Annotated in this window: 16 protein-coding genes; 7 read left to right on the top strand and 9 right to left on the bottom strand. The window is 39.6% G+C overall.

What is annotated here, in order from left to right:
• Positions 1–290: 290 nt before the first annotated feature.
• From raiA to tkt, 3 genes are all read right to left on the bottom strand, one after another.
• Positions 291–647, bottom strand: coding sequence for a ribosome-associated translation inhibitor RaiA (gene raiA, locus I6E85_RS13575; RefSeq protein WP_007584763.1), 357 nt, complete (start codon positions 645–647; stop codon positions 291–293).
• A 177-nt stretch (positions 648–824) separates the two neighbouring features.
• Entirely contained in the window at positions 825–1,139 is a 315-nt protein-coding gene (locus I6E85_RS13570; protein WP_002958974.1) for a pyrimidine/purine nucleoside phosphorylase, read from the bottom strand.
• A gap of 184 nt (positions 1,140–1,323) precedes the next feature.
• Positions 1,324–3,315 (bottom strand): transketolase, encoded by a 1,992-nt coding sequence (gene tkt, locus I6E85_RS13565; RefSeq protein ID WP_197237014.1) that lies wholly within the window; start codon positions 3,313–3,315, stop codon positions 1,324–1,326.
• 304 nt (positions 3,316–3,619) lie between these two features.
• Here tkt and metK point away from each other — a divergent pair, with 304 nt between their 5' ends.
• From metK to serA, 5 genes are all read left to right on the top strand, one after another.
• The gene (gene metK / locus I6E85_RS13560; protein ID WP_101164183.1) at positions 3,620–4,771 is read left to right on the top strand and encodes a methionine adenosyltransferase; all 1,152 of its coding nucleotides are present in this window, start codon (positions 3,620–3,622) and stop codon (positions 4,769–4,771) included.
• A gap of 175 nt (positions 4,772–4,946) precedes the next feature.
• Entirely contained in the window at positions 4,947–5,495 is a 549-nt protein-coding gene (locus I6E85_RS13555; protein ID WP_197237013.1) for a hypothetical protein, read from the top strand.
• Between the two features lie 18 nt (positions 5,496–5,513).
• Complete coding sequence (locus tag I6E85_RS13550) at positions 5,514–6,110, top strand: 5-formyltetrahydrofolate cyclo-ligase (protein WP_197237012.1); 597 nt, start codon at positions 5,514–5,516, stop codon at positions 6,108–6,110.
• 53 nt (positions 6,111–6,163) lie between these two features.
• On the top strand, positions 6,164–6,817 hold the full coding sequence (rpiA, locus tag I6E85_RS13545) for a ribose-5-phosphate isomerase RpiA (protein WP_007584757.1): 654 nt from the start codon (positions 6,164–6,166) through the stop codon (positions 6,815–6,817).
• A 9-nt stretch (positions 6,818–6,826) separates the two neighbouring features.
• Positions 6,827–8,056, top strand: coding sequence for a phosphoglycerate dehydrogenase (serA, locus tag I6E85_RS13540; RefSeq protein WP_024594074.1), 1,230 nt, complete (start codon positions 6,827–6,829; stop codon positions 8,054–8,056).
• Between the two features lie 53 nt (positions 8,057–8,109).
• Here serA and panP read toward each other — a convergent pair whose 3' ends face one another.
• Complete coding sequence (gene panP, locus I6E85_RS13535) at positions 8,110–9,735, bottom strand: pyridoxal-dependent aspartate 1-decarboxylase PanP (protein ID WP_024594075.1); 1,626 nt, start codon at positions 9,733–9,735, stop codon at positions 8,110–8,112.
• 264 nt (positions 9,736–9,999) lie between these two features.
• Here panP and I6E85_RS13530 point away from each other — a divergent pair, with 264 nt between their 5' ends.
• Positions 10,000–11,883, top strand: a complete 1,884-nt coding sequence (locus I6E85_RS13530; protein ID WP_197237011.1) for a GGDEF domain-containing protein — start codon at positions 10,000–10,002, stop codon at positions 11,881–11,883.
• 6 nt (positions 11,884–11,889) lie between these two features.
• On the opposite strand, the gene I6E85_RS13525 is transcribed toward I6E85_RS13530, so the two are convergent.
• The 5 genes from I6E85_RS13525 to mpl are packed head-to-tail and all read right to left on the bottom strand — an operon-like array spanning position 11,890 to position 16,235.
• Positions 11,890–12,561 (bottom strand): tRNA (guanosine(46)-N(7))-methyltransferase TrmB, encoded by a 672-nt coding sequence (locus I6E85_RS13525; RefSeq protein WP_007584750.1) that lies wholly within the window; start codon positions 12,559–12,561, stop codon positions 11,890–11,892.
• Positions 12,561–13,328, bottom strand: a complete 768-nt coding sequence (locus I6E85_RS13520) for an ABC transporter permease (protein ID WP_007584748.1) — start codon at positions 13,326–13,328, stop codon at positions 12,561–12,563. The genes I6E85_RS13525 and I6E85_RS13520 overlap by 1 nt, the downstream gene beginning before the upstream one ends.
• Positions 13,329–14,258 (bottom strand): ABC transporter ATP-binding protein, encoded by a 930-nt coding sequence (locus I6E85_RS13515; RefSeq protein WP_007584747.1) that lies wholly within the window; start codon positions 14,256–14,258, stop codon positions 13,329–13,331.
• Positions 14,258–14,878 (bottom strand): flavin prenyltransferase UbiX, encoded by a 621-nt coding sequence (locus tag I6E85_RS13510; protein ID WP_007584746.1) that lies wholly within the window; start codon positions 14,876–14,878, stop codon positions 14,258–14,260. Before I6E85_RS13510 ends, I6E85_RS13515 begins: the two co-directional genes overlap by 1 nt.
• Before the next feature lies 1 nt (position 14,879).
• On the bottom strand, positions 14,880–16,235 hold the full coding sequence (mpl, locus tag I6E85_RS13505; RefSeq protein ID WP_165722913.1) for a UDP-N-acetylmuramate:L-alanyl-gamma-D-glutamyl-meso-diaminopimelate ligase: 1,356 nt from the start codon (positions 16,233–16,235) through the stop codon (positions 14,880–14,882).
• A gap of 251 nt (positions 16,236–16,486) precedes the next feature.
• Between mpl and I6E85_RS13500 the strand changes: the two genes are divergently transcribed.
• On the top strand, positions 16,487–17,275 hold the full coding sequence (locus tag I6E85_RS13500) for a hypothetical protein (protein ID WP_007584744.1): 789 nt from the start codon (positions 16,487–16,489) through the stop codon (positions 17,273–17,275).
• The last annotated feature ends 38 nt before the right edge of the window (positions 17,276–17,313 follow it).

Raw genomic sequence — 17,313 nt, 5'->3', positions numbered from 1 at the left:
GGGCTAAGTAAAAATCGAGCAATAAAGAGTTAATCGTCCCTAGGCAGAACCCTTTGGGCAGCGTATGTTGGGCTTTTATGCTGCGTTATCGCCTATTTATGGGGAAGAACCACACTACATAGGCTCTGCCTTGCCTAAAAGCCCAACATACAGCTGTAAATTCAACCTCGAAAGATAAACAGACCCTAACCTTTATAATTAATAAACTGCAAGAACGCATAACTTACCTAAATTACAGGCAATAAAAAAGAGCCATACGGCTCTTTTTTACAATACTTTGTGACTGAGTTTTATTTAAGATCCATCTCTTGGATGATCTCGTGTGCGATTTCAGGTGTAGTGCTAACAGGCTTTTCGTGTAAGTTTGCTTTTATCTGCCCTTTTCGATGTTTTAGTGCTGCATCGAGTTTTTTAGCTGCACTTGCAATGGCAGGGTACATAACTTCGTTTTCCCCTTTTACCGATATGCGCGTGCCTTCATAATTAGTGCTAATTTCAGCTTGGATTTTATGATGTTCTTTAGACAAAATAATTTCGAGTGCAATAAGCGATGGGAAATGGCTCTCGATTTTTGAAAATTTTTCGTTGATGTGCTCTCTAATAGAGTCAGTAACTTCAACATGGTGACCAGAAAGATTAATTTTCATAGGGTATCCTTTTATTTGTTACCTCATAAATAGTATTGGGGGCTATTTAGATTAACACAAGGAAAAAAGAGAGATATTTGAGGTTTATTTGCAGTTTTTGGTGATTTAAATCATGCGTTGCGCAAAGTTTATGCAAAGCCCATAGTGCATGGGCTTTCAGACGTCTAGCTGTACTGATTAATCTGTGTACGAACAACAGTAGTCAGCAAAATCAGATACTTTTACTTTAAAGCTTACATTTGCATCAACATTAAACGATTCACCCGCGTTAAATGTTTTCCACTCACTTGCACCTGGTAATAAAATATCCCATTGGCCAGCTAAAAGCTCCATGCACTCTTTTTGGTTTGTATCAAAAACAAACTCACCTGGTTGCATAAAGCCTAACGTTTTCGCTTCGCCATCACCTAAAATAACGGTACGGCTCGACACTTTTCCGTCAAAATATACATTGGCTTTTTTTACTACACTCACGTTATCGAACTTTGGCATTTTTAGCTCCTGCTATTAATTTAAGATTTTTATTTATAAATTTTATCGCACTACCTTGCCTGATAGCTTACTTTCTTGCAAGGAAAGCTGCATTGATCAAGGTGAAGTTGCTTCATGTAAGGGCATAAAAAAACCCGCAACATGTGCGGGTTTTTCAATTACTTACTTTATTTAATCAAAGCGATTAAAAAAGCTCGTTTGCTTTGCTTACAATGTTTGCCACTGTAAAACCAAAGTGCTCAAACAGCTCGCCTGCAGGTGCTGACTCACCAAAGGTAGTCATACCTACTACTGCGCCGTTTAGGCCTACGTACTTGTACCAGTAGTCAGCAATACCTGCTTCTACTGCTACGCGGCGTGAAACAGATGCCGGTAATACGCTTTCTTTGTATGCTGCGCTTTGATCTTCAAAGGCATCAGTACATGGCATAGATACAACACGTACCTTTTTACCTTGGCTGCGTAGCTCAGTTGCTGAATCTTGTGCTAGTTGCACTTCAGAGCCCGTCGCAATAAAGATAATCTCTGGATTGCCGTCACAGCTAAGGATGTAACCACCCTTTTTAACGTCTGCTAATTGCTGTGCGTCACGTGCTTGTTGCTCAAGACCTTGGCGAGTAAAGATAAGCGATGTAGGGCCGTCTTTACGCTCAATAGCTTGTTGCCATGCAATTGCCGACTCAACTTGGTCACATGGACGCCAGTTGTATAAGTTAGGCGTTAAACGCATGCTTGCAATTTGCTCTACTGGTTGGTGAGTTGGGCCATCTTCACCTAGGCCGATTGAATCGTGCGTGTATACAAAAATGCTTGGTTGCTTCATTAATGCAGCCATACGTACAGCATTTTTTGCATATTCAACAAACATTAAGAACGTTGCACCGTAAGGAATAAAGCCTTTATGAAGCGCAATACCATTCATAATTGCCGACATACCAAACTCACGCACACCGTAATAAATGTAGTTACCGCTTGCATCATCGCGTGTTAAACCTTTAGAGCCATCCCAAATAGTTAAGTTTGAGCCAGCTAAATCGGCTGAGCCACCCATAAATTCTGGTAATAACGGACCAAACGCATTTAATGCATTTTGTGATGCTTTACGAGACGCTGGGTTTGCAGGGTTTGCTTGTAATTGCTCAATGTACGCTTGTGATTTTGCAGCCCAATCGCCAGGCAGTTCGTTATTAATACGACGCTTATATTCAGCTGCAAGCTCTGGGTATGCTTTTGCGTATGCTGCAAATTTTTCGTCCCAGCTTGATTCAAGCTGCTTGCCTTTTTCTTTGCCATCCCATTGCGCGTAAATATCATCAGGAATTTCGAACGCATCGCCAGTCCAACCTAAAAATTCGCGAGATGCTTTAATTTCGTCATCACCTAGTGGAGCACCGTGACAATCATGGCTACCTGATTTATTAGGTGAGCCGTAACCAATAATTGTTTTACAACAAATTAGTGAAGGTTTATCGGTAACGCTTTTTGCTTCTGCTATTGCAGCACTTACAGCATCACTGTCGTGGCCATCAACACCACTAATTACATGCCAACCGTATGCTTTAAAGCGAGCCGGTGTATCATCTGTAAACCAACCTTCTACTTCGCCATCGATTGAGATGCCGTTGTCATCCCAAAATGCAACAAGTTTACCCAGACCTAATGTGCCTGCAAGTGAACCTGCTTCATGAGAAATACCTTCCATAAGGCAGCCATCGCCCATAAATGCATAGGTAAAGTGATCAACAATATCGTGACCTTCACGGTTAAACTGTGCAGCAAGTGCTTTTTCAGCAATTGCCATACCTACGGCATTTGTGATCCCTTGACCTAATGGACCCGTAGTAGTTTCGATTCCTGGTGCATAGCCATATTCAGGGTGACCTGGTGTTTTAGAATGCATTTGACGGAAGTTTTTAATTTCGTCCAGTGGTAAGTCGTAACCACTTAGGTGCAATAGAGAATAGATAAGCATTGAACCGTGGCCGTTTGAAAGAATAAATCTGTCACGGTCAGCCCACTCTGGATTCGTTGGGTTATGTTTTAGATAATCGCGCCATAATACTTCTGCGATATCAGCCATGCCCATAGGGGCTCCAGGGTGACCAGATTTGGCCTTTTGTACTGCGTCCATTGACAAGACGCGAATAGCATTTGCAAGTTCTTTGCGAGATGGCATGAATTCTCCTACCTTTATGTGTATTTGCGCGGGTATTTATGTGTTTGTTTATGCACCCAAGTAACTTGGGTTCGTTTATACCGACCATTCTTACTTATTGTGGGGGCTGTGTGCAATTAAAAACCCTATAAAAGTGAGGCATTATGAATATTTTTTAAGACCAAAAAGTTATTAGTAATTTTATTTAGACGTCTAGGCGTAAAAACACTATGCAAGGTGTTTTGTTTTCGATAAAATACGCCCCTTAATTTTTTAGCGCTAATACCGACGTTTGTGAAGCGCAATATTTGTGAGCAGAATTACAATGGCAAAACATTTATTTACTTCTGAATCAGTTTCTGAAGGTCATCCGGATAAAATCGCCGATCAAATCTCTGATGCGGTACTTGATGCTATCCTAGAGCAAGACTCTCATGCCCGTGTTGCATGCGAAACTTACGTAAAAACCGGTATGGTTATGGTTGGTGGTGAAATCACTACTAGCGCATGGGTTGATATCGAAGAAATTACACGTAAAACAATTCGTGATATTGGCTACACAAATTCAGACATGGGCTTTGATGCCGATTCATGTGCAATTTTGAACACTATTGGTAAACAGTCTCCTGACATTAACCAAGGTGTTGACCGTACTAGCCCAGAAGAGCAAGGCGCTGGCGACCAAGGCTTAATGTTTGGTTACGCATGTAACGAAACAGAAGTACTAATGCCTGCTCCAATTACTTACTCACACCGTTTAGTACAGCGCCAAGCTGAGGTTCGTAAAAGCGGCGAGCTTAACTGGTTACGTCCAGATGCAAAATCTCAAGTTACTTTTGCATACGAAAATGGCAAACCTGTAGGTATTGATGCTGTAGTGCTTTCTACTCAGCACAGCGAAGACATTTCGCAAAAAGATTTAGTAGAAGCGGTGATGGAAACAATCATCAAGCCGGTACTTCCTGCAGAACTTATCACAAGTGCGACTAAGTTTTTCATTAACCCAACAGGTCGCTTTGTTATTGGCGGACCAATGGGTGACTGTGGTTTAACTGGTCGTAAAATCATTGTAGATACATACGGTGGTATGGCTCGTCACGGTGGTGGTGCTTTCTCTGGTAAAGATCCATCAAAAGTTGACCGTTCAGCAGCATACGCTGCACGTTACGTTGCTAAAAACATTGTTGCTGCTGGTCTTGCTGACAAGTGTGAGCTACAAGTTTCTTACGCAATTGGTGTTGCAGAGCCTACTTCTATCAGCGTTGAAACGTTTGGTACAAGCAAGCTAGAAGAAAGCCGTTTAATCGAGCTTATTCGTGAACATTTTGACCTGCGCCCTTACGGCTTAATTCAAATGCTTGATTTAGAGCGCCCTATCTACCTTCCTACAGCGGCTTACGGCCACTTTGGTCGTGACGAATTCCCTTGGGAACGTACAGATAAAGCAGACGCACTTCGCGCAGCTGCTGGCCTTTAAGCCAAAAGTGTTGTAGTAAATTAAAAACGGCCCTTTTAAGGGCCGTTTTTGCATCTAAAACTTATTCGCTATATTGTTTGTAGAGCGTCTACAAAATAACTATTAAATCGACCTCGAATTCTTTTGTACTTTAGGTATATACTCATTTCATTATAAAAGCTTTAGGGACAGTTAAATGGCCGATAACTTTCGCGTTATATTTGCAGGACTTGCCGATAACGTTGACATAAAAACAGCATGTACAAATTTAGCTGCAAAATTAAAAACGTCAGATGAAAAAGTAGCTCTTTTTTTTAAAGGTAAGCCACTGTTTGCACCAAGCGATAAAGACAAAGCGTTAAAACAGGCTAAGTTACTAGCAGGCTTAGGCATTAAAAGTAAGCTTCAAGCTGTTTCAAACATCATTCAAAATGACTCAAACCCTGCTGCAAATAACAACCAACGTGACGAACGTATTTTTGATGCACTCGATTACATCACTAGCAGCTTAATTCGCCTTGAAGAAAAGTTAGACGAGTTAGAGCAACGCCTTCCTGAAGCTCAATTAAAAGCGCCAGACGAAAGTATTGACGAATGGCAAGGTGACGATCTAATGCTAGATGATGATTTAGCGCCTCCTAAAAAACGCAGTAACTTACTTTTATATTCATTGATTGCAACTGCCACCATTTTGCTAGTCGTACTGGCTGTTTTTTTAATTTTTCCCGATTTATTCTCTTTTTAAGAATGGTTAATTAATTTAATGAGCAATAAACGCGCAAAAATAAGAGCAGAAATTCGTAACACTCGTAAAAACTTGTCAAATAATCAGCAAATAATTGCTGCGCAATCGCTAAAAATGAATTTTATTCAACATTTAATAAGCGAAAAAACAACGAATTCAAAGCATATTGCCATTTACTTAAGTAACGATGGGGAGCTAGACACTTCATTGTTAATTAAAGAATTATGGAGTTTAAACCATACCGTTTACCTACCTATAATACACCCATTCAATGGCGCTAATTTACTATTTCAGCGCTATGAGAAAAACTCACCCATGAGAGCAAATCGCTATGGTATCTTGGAGCCTAAGCTGAACTGCTCTCAAATATGCCCATTACCAGTGCTTGATTACCTCCTTATGCCATTAGTTGCATTTGATAAACAAGGTAATCGCCTAGGAATGGGAGGTGGGTTTTACGACCGGACATTGGCGCGTTTACACGAACAAAATTGGCAAAAACCACAACTAATTGGCCTTGCACATGAATGCCAAAAAGTTGAGGCCCTACCAATCGAGTCGTGGGACGTACCACTTAAAACCATTATCACCCCAGATAAAACATACTGTTGGTAACAATTAAATTTGATTACTAACCGCATACTTCTGACATACATGAGCACAAAGCAATGACACAAGACGAATTAAAAAAAGCAGCTGCTTGGGCAGCACTCGAGTTTGTAAAAGAAAACACTATTGTAGGTGTGGGTACAGGCTCTACTGTTAATCACTTTATTGATGCCCTTGGCTCAGTAAAGGACACTATTGTAGGCGCTGTATCAAGCTCAGAAGCCTCAACCGCGCGCCTACAAGCGTTAGGTATTGAAGTATTTGAGCTTAATAACGTTGCTGCTTTAGATGTATACGTTGACGGTGCTGACGAAATAAATGCTCAAAACGAAATGATTAAAGGTGGCGGTGCAGCCCTCACTCGCGAAAAAATAGTAGCCGCTGTAGCTAAACAATTTGTGTGCATTGTAGATGACACCAAATTAGTAAAAACATTAGGCGACTTCCCGCTTCCGGTAGAAGTTATTCCAATGGCGCGCAGCTACGTTGCACGAGAATTATTAAAGCTTGGTGGTGACCCTGTTTATCGCCAAGGCGTAGTTACCGATAACGGTAACGTTATATTAGATGTATTTAACTTAAAAATTACCAATGCTAAACAACTTGAAGCACAAATAAATTCAATTGTTGGCGTAGTTACCAACGGCCTATTTGCGATGCGTGGTGCTGATAAAGTGATTATCGGTACTAAAAATGGGCCACAAATTAAATAGGATGAGGTTATGAGTAAGGTATCGTTAGCAAAAGACAAAATTAAAATTCTCTTGCTTGAAGGTGTTCACCAAAGCGCTGTTGAAACGCTAAAACGTAACGGTTACAGCAATATCGACTACGTTAAAACATCCTTACCTGAGGACGAGTTAAAAGAGCGCATTAAAGATGTTCACTTTGTAGGACTTCGTTCTCGTACTCATATTAACCAAGCCGTATTAGACTCAGCTGACAAGCTAGTTGCTGTTGGGTGTTTTTGTATTGGTACAAACCAAGTTGATTTAGATGCAGCACGCGAACGCGGTATTGCTGTATTTAACGCACCATTTTCTAATACTCGTTCAGTTGCTGAACTTGTACTTGGTGAAATCCTACTTTTATTACGCGGTATTCCAGAGCGTAATGCAGCGGCTCATCGTGGTGGCTGGTTAAAAACAGCAAATGGTTCGTTTGAAGCACGTGGTAAAACATTAGGTATTATTGGCTACGGTCACATTGGTACTCAGCTAGGCATTATGGCTGAAAACATCGGTATGAACGTTGAATATTACGATATCGAAGATAAGTTATCACTCGGTAATGCAAAACAAGTTCACAACCTAACTCAGCTGTTACAACGCTCTGATATTATTAGCTTACACGTACCAGAAACACCGCAAACTAAAAATCTTATTGGTAGCGCAGAACTTGCTGTTATGAAGCAGGGATCTATTTTGATCAACGCTTCACGCGGAACTGTTGTTGATATTGATGCACTTGCAGAAGCACTAACAGAGAAAAAACTAAGTGGTGCAGCAATCGATGTGTTCCCTACTGAGCCAAAATCTAACGATGAAGAATTTGTATCGCCACTGCGCCAATTCGACAATGTTATTTTAACGCCGCACATTGGTGGTTCTACACAAGAAGCGCAAGAAAACATTGGTATTGAAGTAGCGGGTAAACTGGCTAAATACTCAGATAATGGCTCAACTATTACTGCCGTTAACTTCCCTGAAGTATCGCTGCCTGAGCTTGCTAATCGTAGCCGTTTATTACACGTGCACCACAACCGCCCTGGTGTACTAACGCAAATTAACCAAGCGTTTGCACAGCACGGTATTAACATTGCTGCGCAATACCTACAAACAGACGCATCTATTGGTTATGTAGTTATTGATGTAGATACAGATCAATCTGAAGTAGCACTTAAAGAACTAAGCGCTGTTGAGGGTACAATTAGAGCACGTATTTTACATTAATAAGTACTTTTGATATTAAGAAGGGTCCTTATGGACCCTTTTTTGTATTTAGATTACATATACTTTCTTAAGTATTTTTTGAATACAGGATCTGTTGCAGCCAACTCTTTTTGCTCAGCCAATATCTCTTTTAAAATAGCGCCTGATGTAAGCGGGTTTGCAAGTACCACTCTAAATACAACTGTAGGTTGATTGTCGTATTTAGAAGGCGTTAAACGAGTACGTGATACAAATGAGCGACCAGACTCTCGCTGACGTTTTTGCATACTGGCAGTAAAACGGTTCAGTGAAGCAAAAATATCTAACCGAGTTGCTGCATCAGCATCGGCTATTGCTTGTTTAATTTGCTTAGGTACATAACGATACGTTAATAAGCACAACTCAGGCTCCGAAATAAGCTCAAAGTCTTCATCAGCCTTAATTAAATCAGCAAAGTAATGTGCTTTTTTGATGCTTCGATCAATCAGCATTTCGTAACCTTTGCGACCAATAACACGTAAGCAAGCGTGTACTAACATTGCCATACCAGGTCGGCTGCCTTCAAGCGTGTGGCTACCTAAGTCTTTTGAACCTTTACGTAATATGTACTCAGCGTGATGCTCTATTGCATCAGTTGCAGCGGGATCTTTAAATAAAACTAAGCCCGCTCCCATTGGTACATACATTTGTTTATGTGCATCGATGGTAATTGAATCTGCTCGCTCAATCCCTTTTAATAAAGGGCGATGCGTGTTCGATAAAAGGGTTGCTCCTCCCCATGCAGCATCTACATGAAAATGGCAGTTAATGTCTTGTGCTAAGTCGGCCATTTCATCAAGTGGGTCAATATTACCGGTTTCGGTTGTACCCGCTACCCCAATAATCGCCATTACTTTAATGCCTTGCGATTCAAGCTCACGTGCTTTTTCGCGCATAGCTCCTACATCAACTTTATTATTTTCGCAGGTTTTAATACCAATTAAGTTATCGCGACCAATACCGAGTAAATCAACCGATTTACCTAGTGAGTAATGTCCGCGTTCTGATATTAATACTGCTAAACCTTTATAGCCGTAATGCAGCATACCGGCAATTAGGCCTTGTGCGCCGATACCTCTAAAATCGCCATCGGGTTTTAATAAGCGGTTTCGAGCAATCCAAAGCGCAGTAATATTAGCAACCGTTCCACCAGAGCAAAATGCACCTAGTGAGGTTTTAGCACTGTGCATCCATTTAGAATAAAATGAATCTTCTTGCCCATAAGCTAAATGATGCATCATTCCAAGCACTTGACGTTCAAGAGGCGTAAACGCTTTAGACGTTTCTATTTTTACTAGATTTTGATTTAGCCCTACCATCAATTTTGACAGCGGTAATAAAAAATGCGGCAAGGCAGAGGTCATGTGACCAATAAAGCTAGGCGCAGCTGTATGCACAGAATGTGCAACAAGTTGCTCCATTATGTCTTGGGCATAAGCAGATACAAACGTTGGATCCTCTGGGATCACTGCCGACTGAAAATCTTTTTCGATTTCATGTAATGGTTTTTCAATTGCCGCTATATTTTCGTTTAGAAAACCTGCTAAATTACTCGAAATTTCAAGCTCGATTTTGCTTAAAGTTGAGTCTGGCGCTTCAGGTACAGTAAATATACGCTTAAGGCTTTCTTTAGAGGCGACGGCACAACGCTTTTGATCCATCTCAATACCTAGTGTGTGTAGCTAAAACACGCGCTTACCCATCAAAAACACCTACTTATTAGGACATTTAGAGCAATCGTGTTTCTTTAAAAATTGCGCTAACTTTACTGCAATATAACTAAAATGTCTCGTTTAAACCTATAAAAGCAATCAAAGCGATGACAAAAAAATGATAATTTAATTAAAACTCTACCAAACCTAATTATTTATTGGGCATTTACTTATTTTGGGTATAATAAATTTGATAACAAAAAAGGGACACATATGCCAGAAGGAAGAGTCAAAGTTAGTTGGATAGTGGCAGGCTTTAGCTTGTTTTTAATAAGCTTGCTTACCTATGTTTACTACACATACCAAACCACGCGTGCTGAAATAATGCAGTCGGTTGATAATCGCTTACTTAATGCCGCCACCAGCGTTAAACATATTCTAGGTGAAAATTACTTAAGTGCGGTTAATCAAGGCGACAACATAAGTTTTTCTTACTATCAAAATAAGAGTAAACAGCTCTCTGAGTTTGCTCAAGCACTTGATATTGCTTATGTATATTCAATGATTTTAAAAGACGGAAAGGTTCTTTTTAGCTCATCAAGCTACACGCAAGACGATCAGAATAATGGCAAAGTAACTCAATTTTTAGATCTCTACCCTGAAGCTACCGATGCAAATATAAGTGCTTTTTACTCAACCGAGCCTGTATTTGAAATATCGAGCGATCAGTGGGGCCACTTTAAAACTATTTTTATTCCTTACGTTGACCCTATTAACGGCAATACCTATTTAACGGGTGCCGATATAACTATTTACAATTTAAACGAGAAACTTAAAGAAAGCGTATCGAAAGCTGCTGCAATGGCTAGCTTCTTCTTTTTTATCGCGATACTTGTTGCCGCCATATATATTTATTTACTAAAGCGCTCTTTAGCAACTGACTCAAGTACTGGTTTTTCAAATCATATTGCTCTTGAGTACTTTATTAAAAAAAGTAATGCTCATCACATGCAGTTAGCCGTTATTTGGGTTAATGAAATAGAAGATATAAACAGTTTCTACGGCACTGAAGTGGGTGATAAAGTAATGAAAAACTTACTTATTCACTTTAAACTCAGAAGCTCTGCGCATTGCCATATATACAGACTAGCAACCAACAAAATAGTATTACTCGCGCCTAAAGAAATGAGCAATGACGAATTTACCGATCTCGTAAAAACGTATAACTTTAATACCCCAGTGTTAACTGACCCTTTTATTTACATAACCCTATGTGCAGGTATTGCCAGTGGCAATAAATCGCTACTACTTGAAAACGCTCATATAGCGGCGCTGCAAGCCAAACAAGGCAGGCATAGCGTAGTTAACTACTCAAAAGCGCTACACGATGTAAAAACGCAATATCAATACAATGTTGAAATGGCTAAAGAAGTGCGTGAAGCGTTTGATAACAACCGTATAGTGCCTTACTTTCAACCCATTATTGATACAAATATCAACAAGGTCGTTCAATACGAATGTTTAGCTCGAATGGTAACGGCGCAAGGGGAAGTGTTGAAACCTGATGCATTTTTAAATGTTGTTACTCGCTCAAGAATGGACGGAATACTTACCCGTACTATATTTTCACAATGTGTTAGTCGCTTTAGAAAAACCGATATTTGCTGGAGTTTAAATATAACAGCACAAGATATGCTCGACCCTAATTTAAGTGAATTTATTGCGGACGAACTTAAGCGCTACCCGCATCCTGGTAATATCACACTAGAGCTTTTAGAAACCCAAGCTATTGCCAACTTTTCTGAGGTGAAAGCATTTATTGGAATGGTTAAAACGAAAGGCGTTAAGGTTATTATTGATGACTTTGGCAGTGGTTATTCAAATATATCAAACGTACTTAAGCTTGAAGTGGACGGTATTAAGCTAGATGGTGCACTAATAAAGCAAATAGTGCATGACAAAGACATCTATTTATTTATTGAACATATAGCCAGTTTTGCTAATCAACTTGGTTTGCAATTAATGGCAGAGTCGGTAGAAAATGCAACCATAGTAACCGCACTTAAAAAGGCGAATGTGACACTAATGCAAGGCAACTACTTTGCCCACCCAGTGTCACATGTTAGTACGGTTATAGAAGAAGAATTAGCACTTTAACTTACTTTAGCGAGGTAAGTTAATAACGAGTCGGTGGCTTTGCTGGCCACTGGCCCAGTATTTACGCTCAAAAGGCGTAATGGCATCGTCTGACTCATAAAGCGTTACATCGCAAGGGTTGCCTGTTAATTCAAGCGCCCGAGCAAACTCCTTAACGTAAATATCCCAATTGCTGCGCACTTCTAATTTTCCACCTAACTTAACGATAAATGGAAAAATAGCTGCGCCATGCCAGCGCCTACGAATATGCTTAGATTTAGGCCACGGGTTTGGATACAACAAATAATGGTGTGTAGGTTGCCAATTAGCAGCAACCGCTAAACGCCAAAAGTCGTTTAAGTCTGCTTGCACTAAAATGTACTGACCACTGTCGGTTTGCTTATATTCAACATCGTGCTTATCTAATCGGTGCGACGATTTATCAATACCAATTATAAGTGCATCAGGGTGGCGCTTAGCTAAGTTAGCTGAGCTTTCACCTACGCCACAACAAGAGTCTAAAATAAGCGGGCCACTAAAGGCTTGTACTTTAGCATTAACCTCGTCAAATGCGGCTTGGGTATGCGCTGCAATTGGCTTTTTAAATTCAGCATCTAAGTGCTTATTTACTATTTCATCAAGCTTTTCGTGAATACCCGCTTGATTAGATACAATACTACGTGAATTTGCATCACTCATTAGTGTCTTAGCCCCACACCTTTTTTGATCAATGTAAGCGCTAATGTAAATAACGCTGTTATAAATACTAAAATAACCCCAAGAGCCACGCTCAAATCAACATCCGACACACCTAAAAAGCCATAACGAAATGCGTTAACCATATAAATTATAGGGTTGATTTGTGATACATTCTGCCAAAATTCAGGCAGCAACGTAATTGAATAAAATACACCGCCTAAGTAAGTTAGTGGCGTTAGTATGAAGGTGGGGATAATGCTTATATCGTCAAAGCTGTTTGCGTAAATTGCATTTATTAAACCACCTAAAGCAAACACAGCTGAGGTTAAAATAACCGTCGCCATAATTACAAAAATATTATGAATTTGAATATCAACAAATAATAACGATACACAGGTAACTATAAAGCCCACCATAATACCGCGCGTCATACCGCCACCCATATAACCTAGAACAATGATGTAGTTAGGTACAGGTGCAACTAAAAGCTCTTCAATGCTTTTTTGAAACTTTGTTGAGTAAAAACTAGAGGCTACGTTGGAATAGGAATTAGTAATGACCGACATCATTATAAGGCCAGGTACAATAAACTCCATATAACTAAAGCCGCCCATGTCGCCTATGCGTGAACCAATTAAGTTACCAAAAATAACAAAATATAAGCTCATCGTAATTGCTGGCGGTACTAAAGTTTGCACCCAAATACGTAAAAAACGAATACACTCTTTGATCCACAAACTCTTTAAGGCTACGCCATATTTAAACATTTATTCGCCCCGCCCTTGCTCTAGTAATCCAACAAATAACTCTTCTAATCTGTTTGCTTTATTTCGCATACTCAATACAGTATTACCTTGAGTTGTTAATGCACTAAAAACCGCATTTAAGCCTTGAGACTTAGCGACTTCCACTTCAACAGTGTGATCGTCCGTCATGGTAAATTTATAACCTTCAAGCGTGACAGGGTTTGCTGGCATTTTTAAATCTAAAATAAAGGTTTCTTTATCAAGCTTTGCAAGCAGTGCTTTAATGGTCGTGTTTTCAACAATTCGGCCATTATCGATTATGGCGATGTTTTTACACAGTAACTCTGCTTCTTCAAGGTAATGCGTAGTTAAAATAATAGTAACGCCTTGCTCATTTATTTGGCGTAAAAAATCCCACATTGAACGACGAAGTTCTATGTCTACCCCCGCTGTTGGCTCATCAAGTATTAGCAACTTAGGTTCGTGCATAAGGGCACGCGCAATCATTAATCGGCGTTTCATACCGCCTGAAAGCGTACGTGCTTGTTTGTCTTTTTTCTCAAGTAAGCCAAGCTGCGCTAAGTACTTATCAGCACGTTTATGGGCTTCGCCACGTGGCACACCATAATAACCGGCTTGGTTAACAAGTATTTGGCTAAGTGTTTCAAACTGACTAAAGTTAAACTCTTGCGGCACTAAGCCTAAATGCGCTTTTGCAGCTTCTAAATCAGTATCAATATTACAACCGAATACTTCTACCTTGCCTTTTGTTTTATTAACAAGTGACGAAATAACACCAATAGTGGTTGATTTACCTGCTCCGTTTGGACCAAGTAAAGCGAAAAAGTCGCCCTCTTTAACTTGTAAATCAACGCCTTTAATAGCCTCAACACCATTTTTATAAACCTTGGTAAGGCCTTCTATATTTAAAGCAATATTTTGCTTATTCATTACTTACCCTCACCATAACCCCAACGTTTTGTTAGGTTATGTTCAATATTTAAATGATCTAAAATTCTCGCCACCATAAAATCAACTAAGTCTTCAATACTTTGTGGCTTATGATAAAAGCCAGGCGCTGCTGGCATTATGGTCACCCCTAAACGAGATAACTTAAGCATGTTTTCTAAATGAATTTCGTTAAACGGTGTTTCGCGCGGCACTAAAATTAACTGTCCGCGTTCTTTAATTACCACATCAGCGGCGCGCTCTAATAAGTTATCTGACGCCCCTACTGCAATTGCAGAAACCGACCCAGCACTGCATGGACATACCACCATTTTTTTAGGTGCAGCAGAGCCCGAAGCCACAGGGCTAAACCAGTTATCTTTACCGTATACTTTTAACTGCCCAGATTTAGCATTAAACAGCGTACTTAACTGCTCAGTGGCTTTATCTTCATTACCAGAGAGCTTAATATTTGATTCTGTATCAAGCACCACTCGCGCTGCACTTGAGATAAGTACGTAAACTTGAAATTGCTGTTCAAGCAATACTTCAAGTAACCTTAAACCATAAGGCGCACCTGATGCACCGCTAAAAGCGAGCGTAATTCTATCTTTAAATTGCACACTATTCTCCGCTGTATTTATCAGCTAAACCATCAACAAGGTGTTGATGAAGGCCATTAAAACCGCCATTGCTCATAATTAAAATATGTTGATTAGGCTCAATATTTTCAAGCACCGTATCAATAATTGTTTGTGTGCTGCTAAAGCACTGCATACCCGCTTTATCTGCTTGCTCTTTTAGCGACCAATTTAGATTCTCTGGTTCAAAAAGTAGTACGTCGTCAGCATCACGCAGTGAATCTAATAATGTATATTGATGCACACCCATTTTCATTGTGTTTGAGCGCGGCTCTAAAATAGCGATAATTTTTTCATCGCCTACTTTTGCGCGCAGTCCTGCAAGCGTAGTTTTAATTGCTGTTGGGTGATGCGCAAAATCGTCATACACTTTAATATTATTTATATCAGCCTTGAGCTCCATACGCCTTTTAGGGCTAATAAATTCTCCTAAGGCATCAATACTATGATCAACAGCTATACCCACATGGCGCGCTGCTGCGATAGTCATAATTGCATTTTTAACGTTATGCTCGCCTATTGCTTGCCAGCAAACAGTGCCCTGCTTTTCGTTATTTAAAAGTACATTAAACTCACTACCATCGGCTTTTATTAATTCATAGCCCCAGTCATCACCGAGCGTTTCGCTTTCGCTCCAAAGCCCTTGTGCTATTACGTCATTAAGCGCTACGTCTTGCTTAGGCCAAATTACCTTGCCGCTTTGAGGTAATGTACGCATTAAGTGATGAAATTGTTTTTTTATTGCGTTTAAATCTTCGAAAATATCAGCGTGATCGAATTCAAGATTATTTAATATAAGTGTACGCGGAAGGTAATGGACAAACTTACTGCGCTTATCAAAAAAAGCTGTGTCGTATTCATCGGCTTCAATAACAAAAAATGGCGTTTCACCTACTTTGGCCGATACACCAAAATTTTGGACTATGCCGCCAATTAAAAACCCTGGTTTTAAACCTGCGTACTCTAAAACCCACGCAAGCATACTTGCTGTGGTTGTTTTACCATGTGTACCGGCTACAGCAAGTACCCACGAGTTTTGTAATAGGTTATGTTTAAGCCATTCAGGGCCAGATGTATAAGGCAGGCCTTTATCAAGCACATATTCAACACACGGGTTACCACGGCTCATTGCATTACCGATAACTACCATATCTGGTTTTGGCTCTAATTGAGATACGTCGTAGCCTTGAGTCAGTTCAATGCCAAGCTCTTCAAGTTGCGTACTCATTGGTGGGTAAACGTTTTGATCAGAACCCGTTACTTTATGACCTAATGATTTAGCAATGGCTGCAATGCCACCCATAAACGTGCCACAAATGCCCAAAATATGTATATGCATATACTTTCCTTAAATCGTATGCTCACTTTACAGCTATGCAAAGTTTAATGGCTCTATAATGCCAAAATTCGTGCTTAGTTACTATGTACGTCTGCACAATTCACTCGTGCCAAAAACACGTTAATTAGTTTTTTAAACGCTAAAAATCAAAAAATAGGCACGTTCACCTACCCTGTATTGCTTTTAATCAATTATTATCAATGTTATAAACCAGCTTGCTGTATAACTTTAAAACTTAAAAAGGACTTAATATGAAAAAACTATTCTTTATAGCCTGTATTTTACTTAGTCAAAAAAGCTTTGCTTTGGAATTTGCTAAGTACCCAATAGAATTAAGTTCGGGCGAAGGCGTTAATGTTGTTATTGCCCCAACAACAGATAAAAAACAAGCTTTAGTTAAAGTAACAGGCATAAACCATGATATTGATGGGATTGTATTTTTAACCGATTTAAAACCTCATGGTAGTAATAAAGCTTACAAATATACTTACGATGGTACACAAAGAAGTTTAGTAAGTGTTGAGGAAGGCTACCGCTGTTGCTCTTACAATCTTTATATTCCAGACACTCGTGATGGAATTTACTTATCAAAAAAAGAAGAGTCAAACCCTGCCATTGTTGAAGACTTAAAAGCGCAATACGATCAACAATTAAATAAAGGTACTCAAGCTAAACTAGCGAAGTTTAATCGTGAAAAGCATTTAGGGTATCAACAAAAAAATATAGCTGCCGCTAATAGCGAAATAGATAAGCAATGCGGATTAAAAATAAATACCAATGTTGATTGGGAAAGCATTGATGATGAAAACCTAAAAGAATATCCAGTGGGTTCATTTTGTGCACAAGTTGCAAACGAAATGGCATACATGTGCGAAAAAGACCAAAGTTTTAAAAACGACATAGCTCAGTTCAATGCTATCGAATGTAAATTTACTAATGAGCTAAAACTACGTAAAAATGGTAATACACTTATATTTAAAACAGCGCCAAAAGCCGCTAACCAACGCCGATTTATTGAAGCTTATTTATTAAATTTATAAGCTGAGTTTAAAACTAAAAAAAGCACCTAAAGGTGCTT

This window comes from Pseudoalteromonas sp. NZS71, assembly GCF_015864715.1.
In the GTDB taxonomy this organism is placed as follows: domain Bacteria; phylum Pseudomonadota; class Gammaproteobacteria; order Enterobacterales; family Alteromonadaceae; genus Pseudoalteromonas; species Pseudoalteromonas arctica.
This window is presented reverse-complemented; position numbering and strand designations above follow the sequence as displayed.

Excerpts from the sequence above, each read along its gene's own strand:
- panP (WP_024594075.1), bottom strand. The coding sequence starts at position 9,735 with ATGGATCAAAAGCGTTGTGCCGTCGCCTCTAAAGAAAGCCTTAAGCGT.
- I6E85_RS13520 (WP_007584748.1), bottom strand. The coding sequence starts at position 13,328 with ATGTTTAAATATGGCGTAGCCTTAAAGAGTTTGTGGATCAAAGAGTGT.
- I6E85_RS13555 (WP_197237013.1), top strand. The coding sequence starts at position 4,947 with ATGGCCGATAACTTTCGCGTTATATTTGCAGGACTTGCCGATAACGTT.
- metK (WP_101164183.1), top strand. The coding sequence starts at position 3,620 with ATGGCAAAACATTTATTTACTTCTGAATCAGTTTCTGAAGGTCATCCG.
- serA (WP_024594074.1), top strand. The coding sequence starts at position 6,827 with ATGAGTAAGGTATCGTTAGCAAAAGACAAAATTAAAATTCTCTTGCTT.
- I6E85_RS13530 (WP_197237011.1), top strand. The coding sequence starts at position 10,000 with ATGCCAGAAGGAAGAGTCAAAGTTAGTTGGATAGTGGCAGGCTTTAGC.
- tkt (WP_197237014.1), bottom strand. The coding sequence starts at position 3,315 with ATGCCATCTCGCAAAGAACTTGCAAATGCTATTCGCGTCTTGTCAATG.
- rpiA (WP_007584757.1), top strand. The coding sequence starts at position 6,164 with ATGACACAAGACGAATTAAAAAAAGCAGCTGCTTGGGCAGCACTCGAG.
- I6E85_RS13550 (WP_197237012.1), top strand. The coding sequence starts at position 5,514 with ATGAGCAATAAACGCGCAAAAATAAGAGCAGAAATTCGTAACACTCGT.
- mpl (WP_165722913.1), bottom strand. The coding sequence starts at position 16,235 with ATGCATATACATATTTTGGGCATTTGTGGCACGTTTATGGGTGGCATT.
- I6E85_RS13525 (WP_007584750.1), bottom strand. The coding sequence starts at position 12,561 with ATGAGTGATGCAAATTCACGTAGTATTGTATCTAATCAAGCGGGTATT.
- I6E85_RS13500 (WP_007584744.1), top strand. The coding sequence starts at position 16,487 with ATGAAAAAACTATTCTTTATAGCCTGTATTTTACTTAGTCAAAAAAGC.
- raiA (WP_007584763.1), bottom strand. The coding sequence starts at position 647 with ATGAAAATTAATCTTTCTGGTCACCATGTTGAAGTTACTGACTCTATT.
- I6E85_RS13515 (WP_007584747.1), bottom strand. The coding sequence starts at position 14,258 with ATGAATAAGCAAAATATTGCTTTAAATATAGAAGGCCTTACCAAGGTT.
- I6E85_RS13570 (WP_002958974.1), bottom strand. The coding sequence starts at position 1,139 with ATGCCAAAGTTCGATAACGTGAGTGTAGTAAAAAAAGCCAATGTATAT.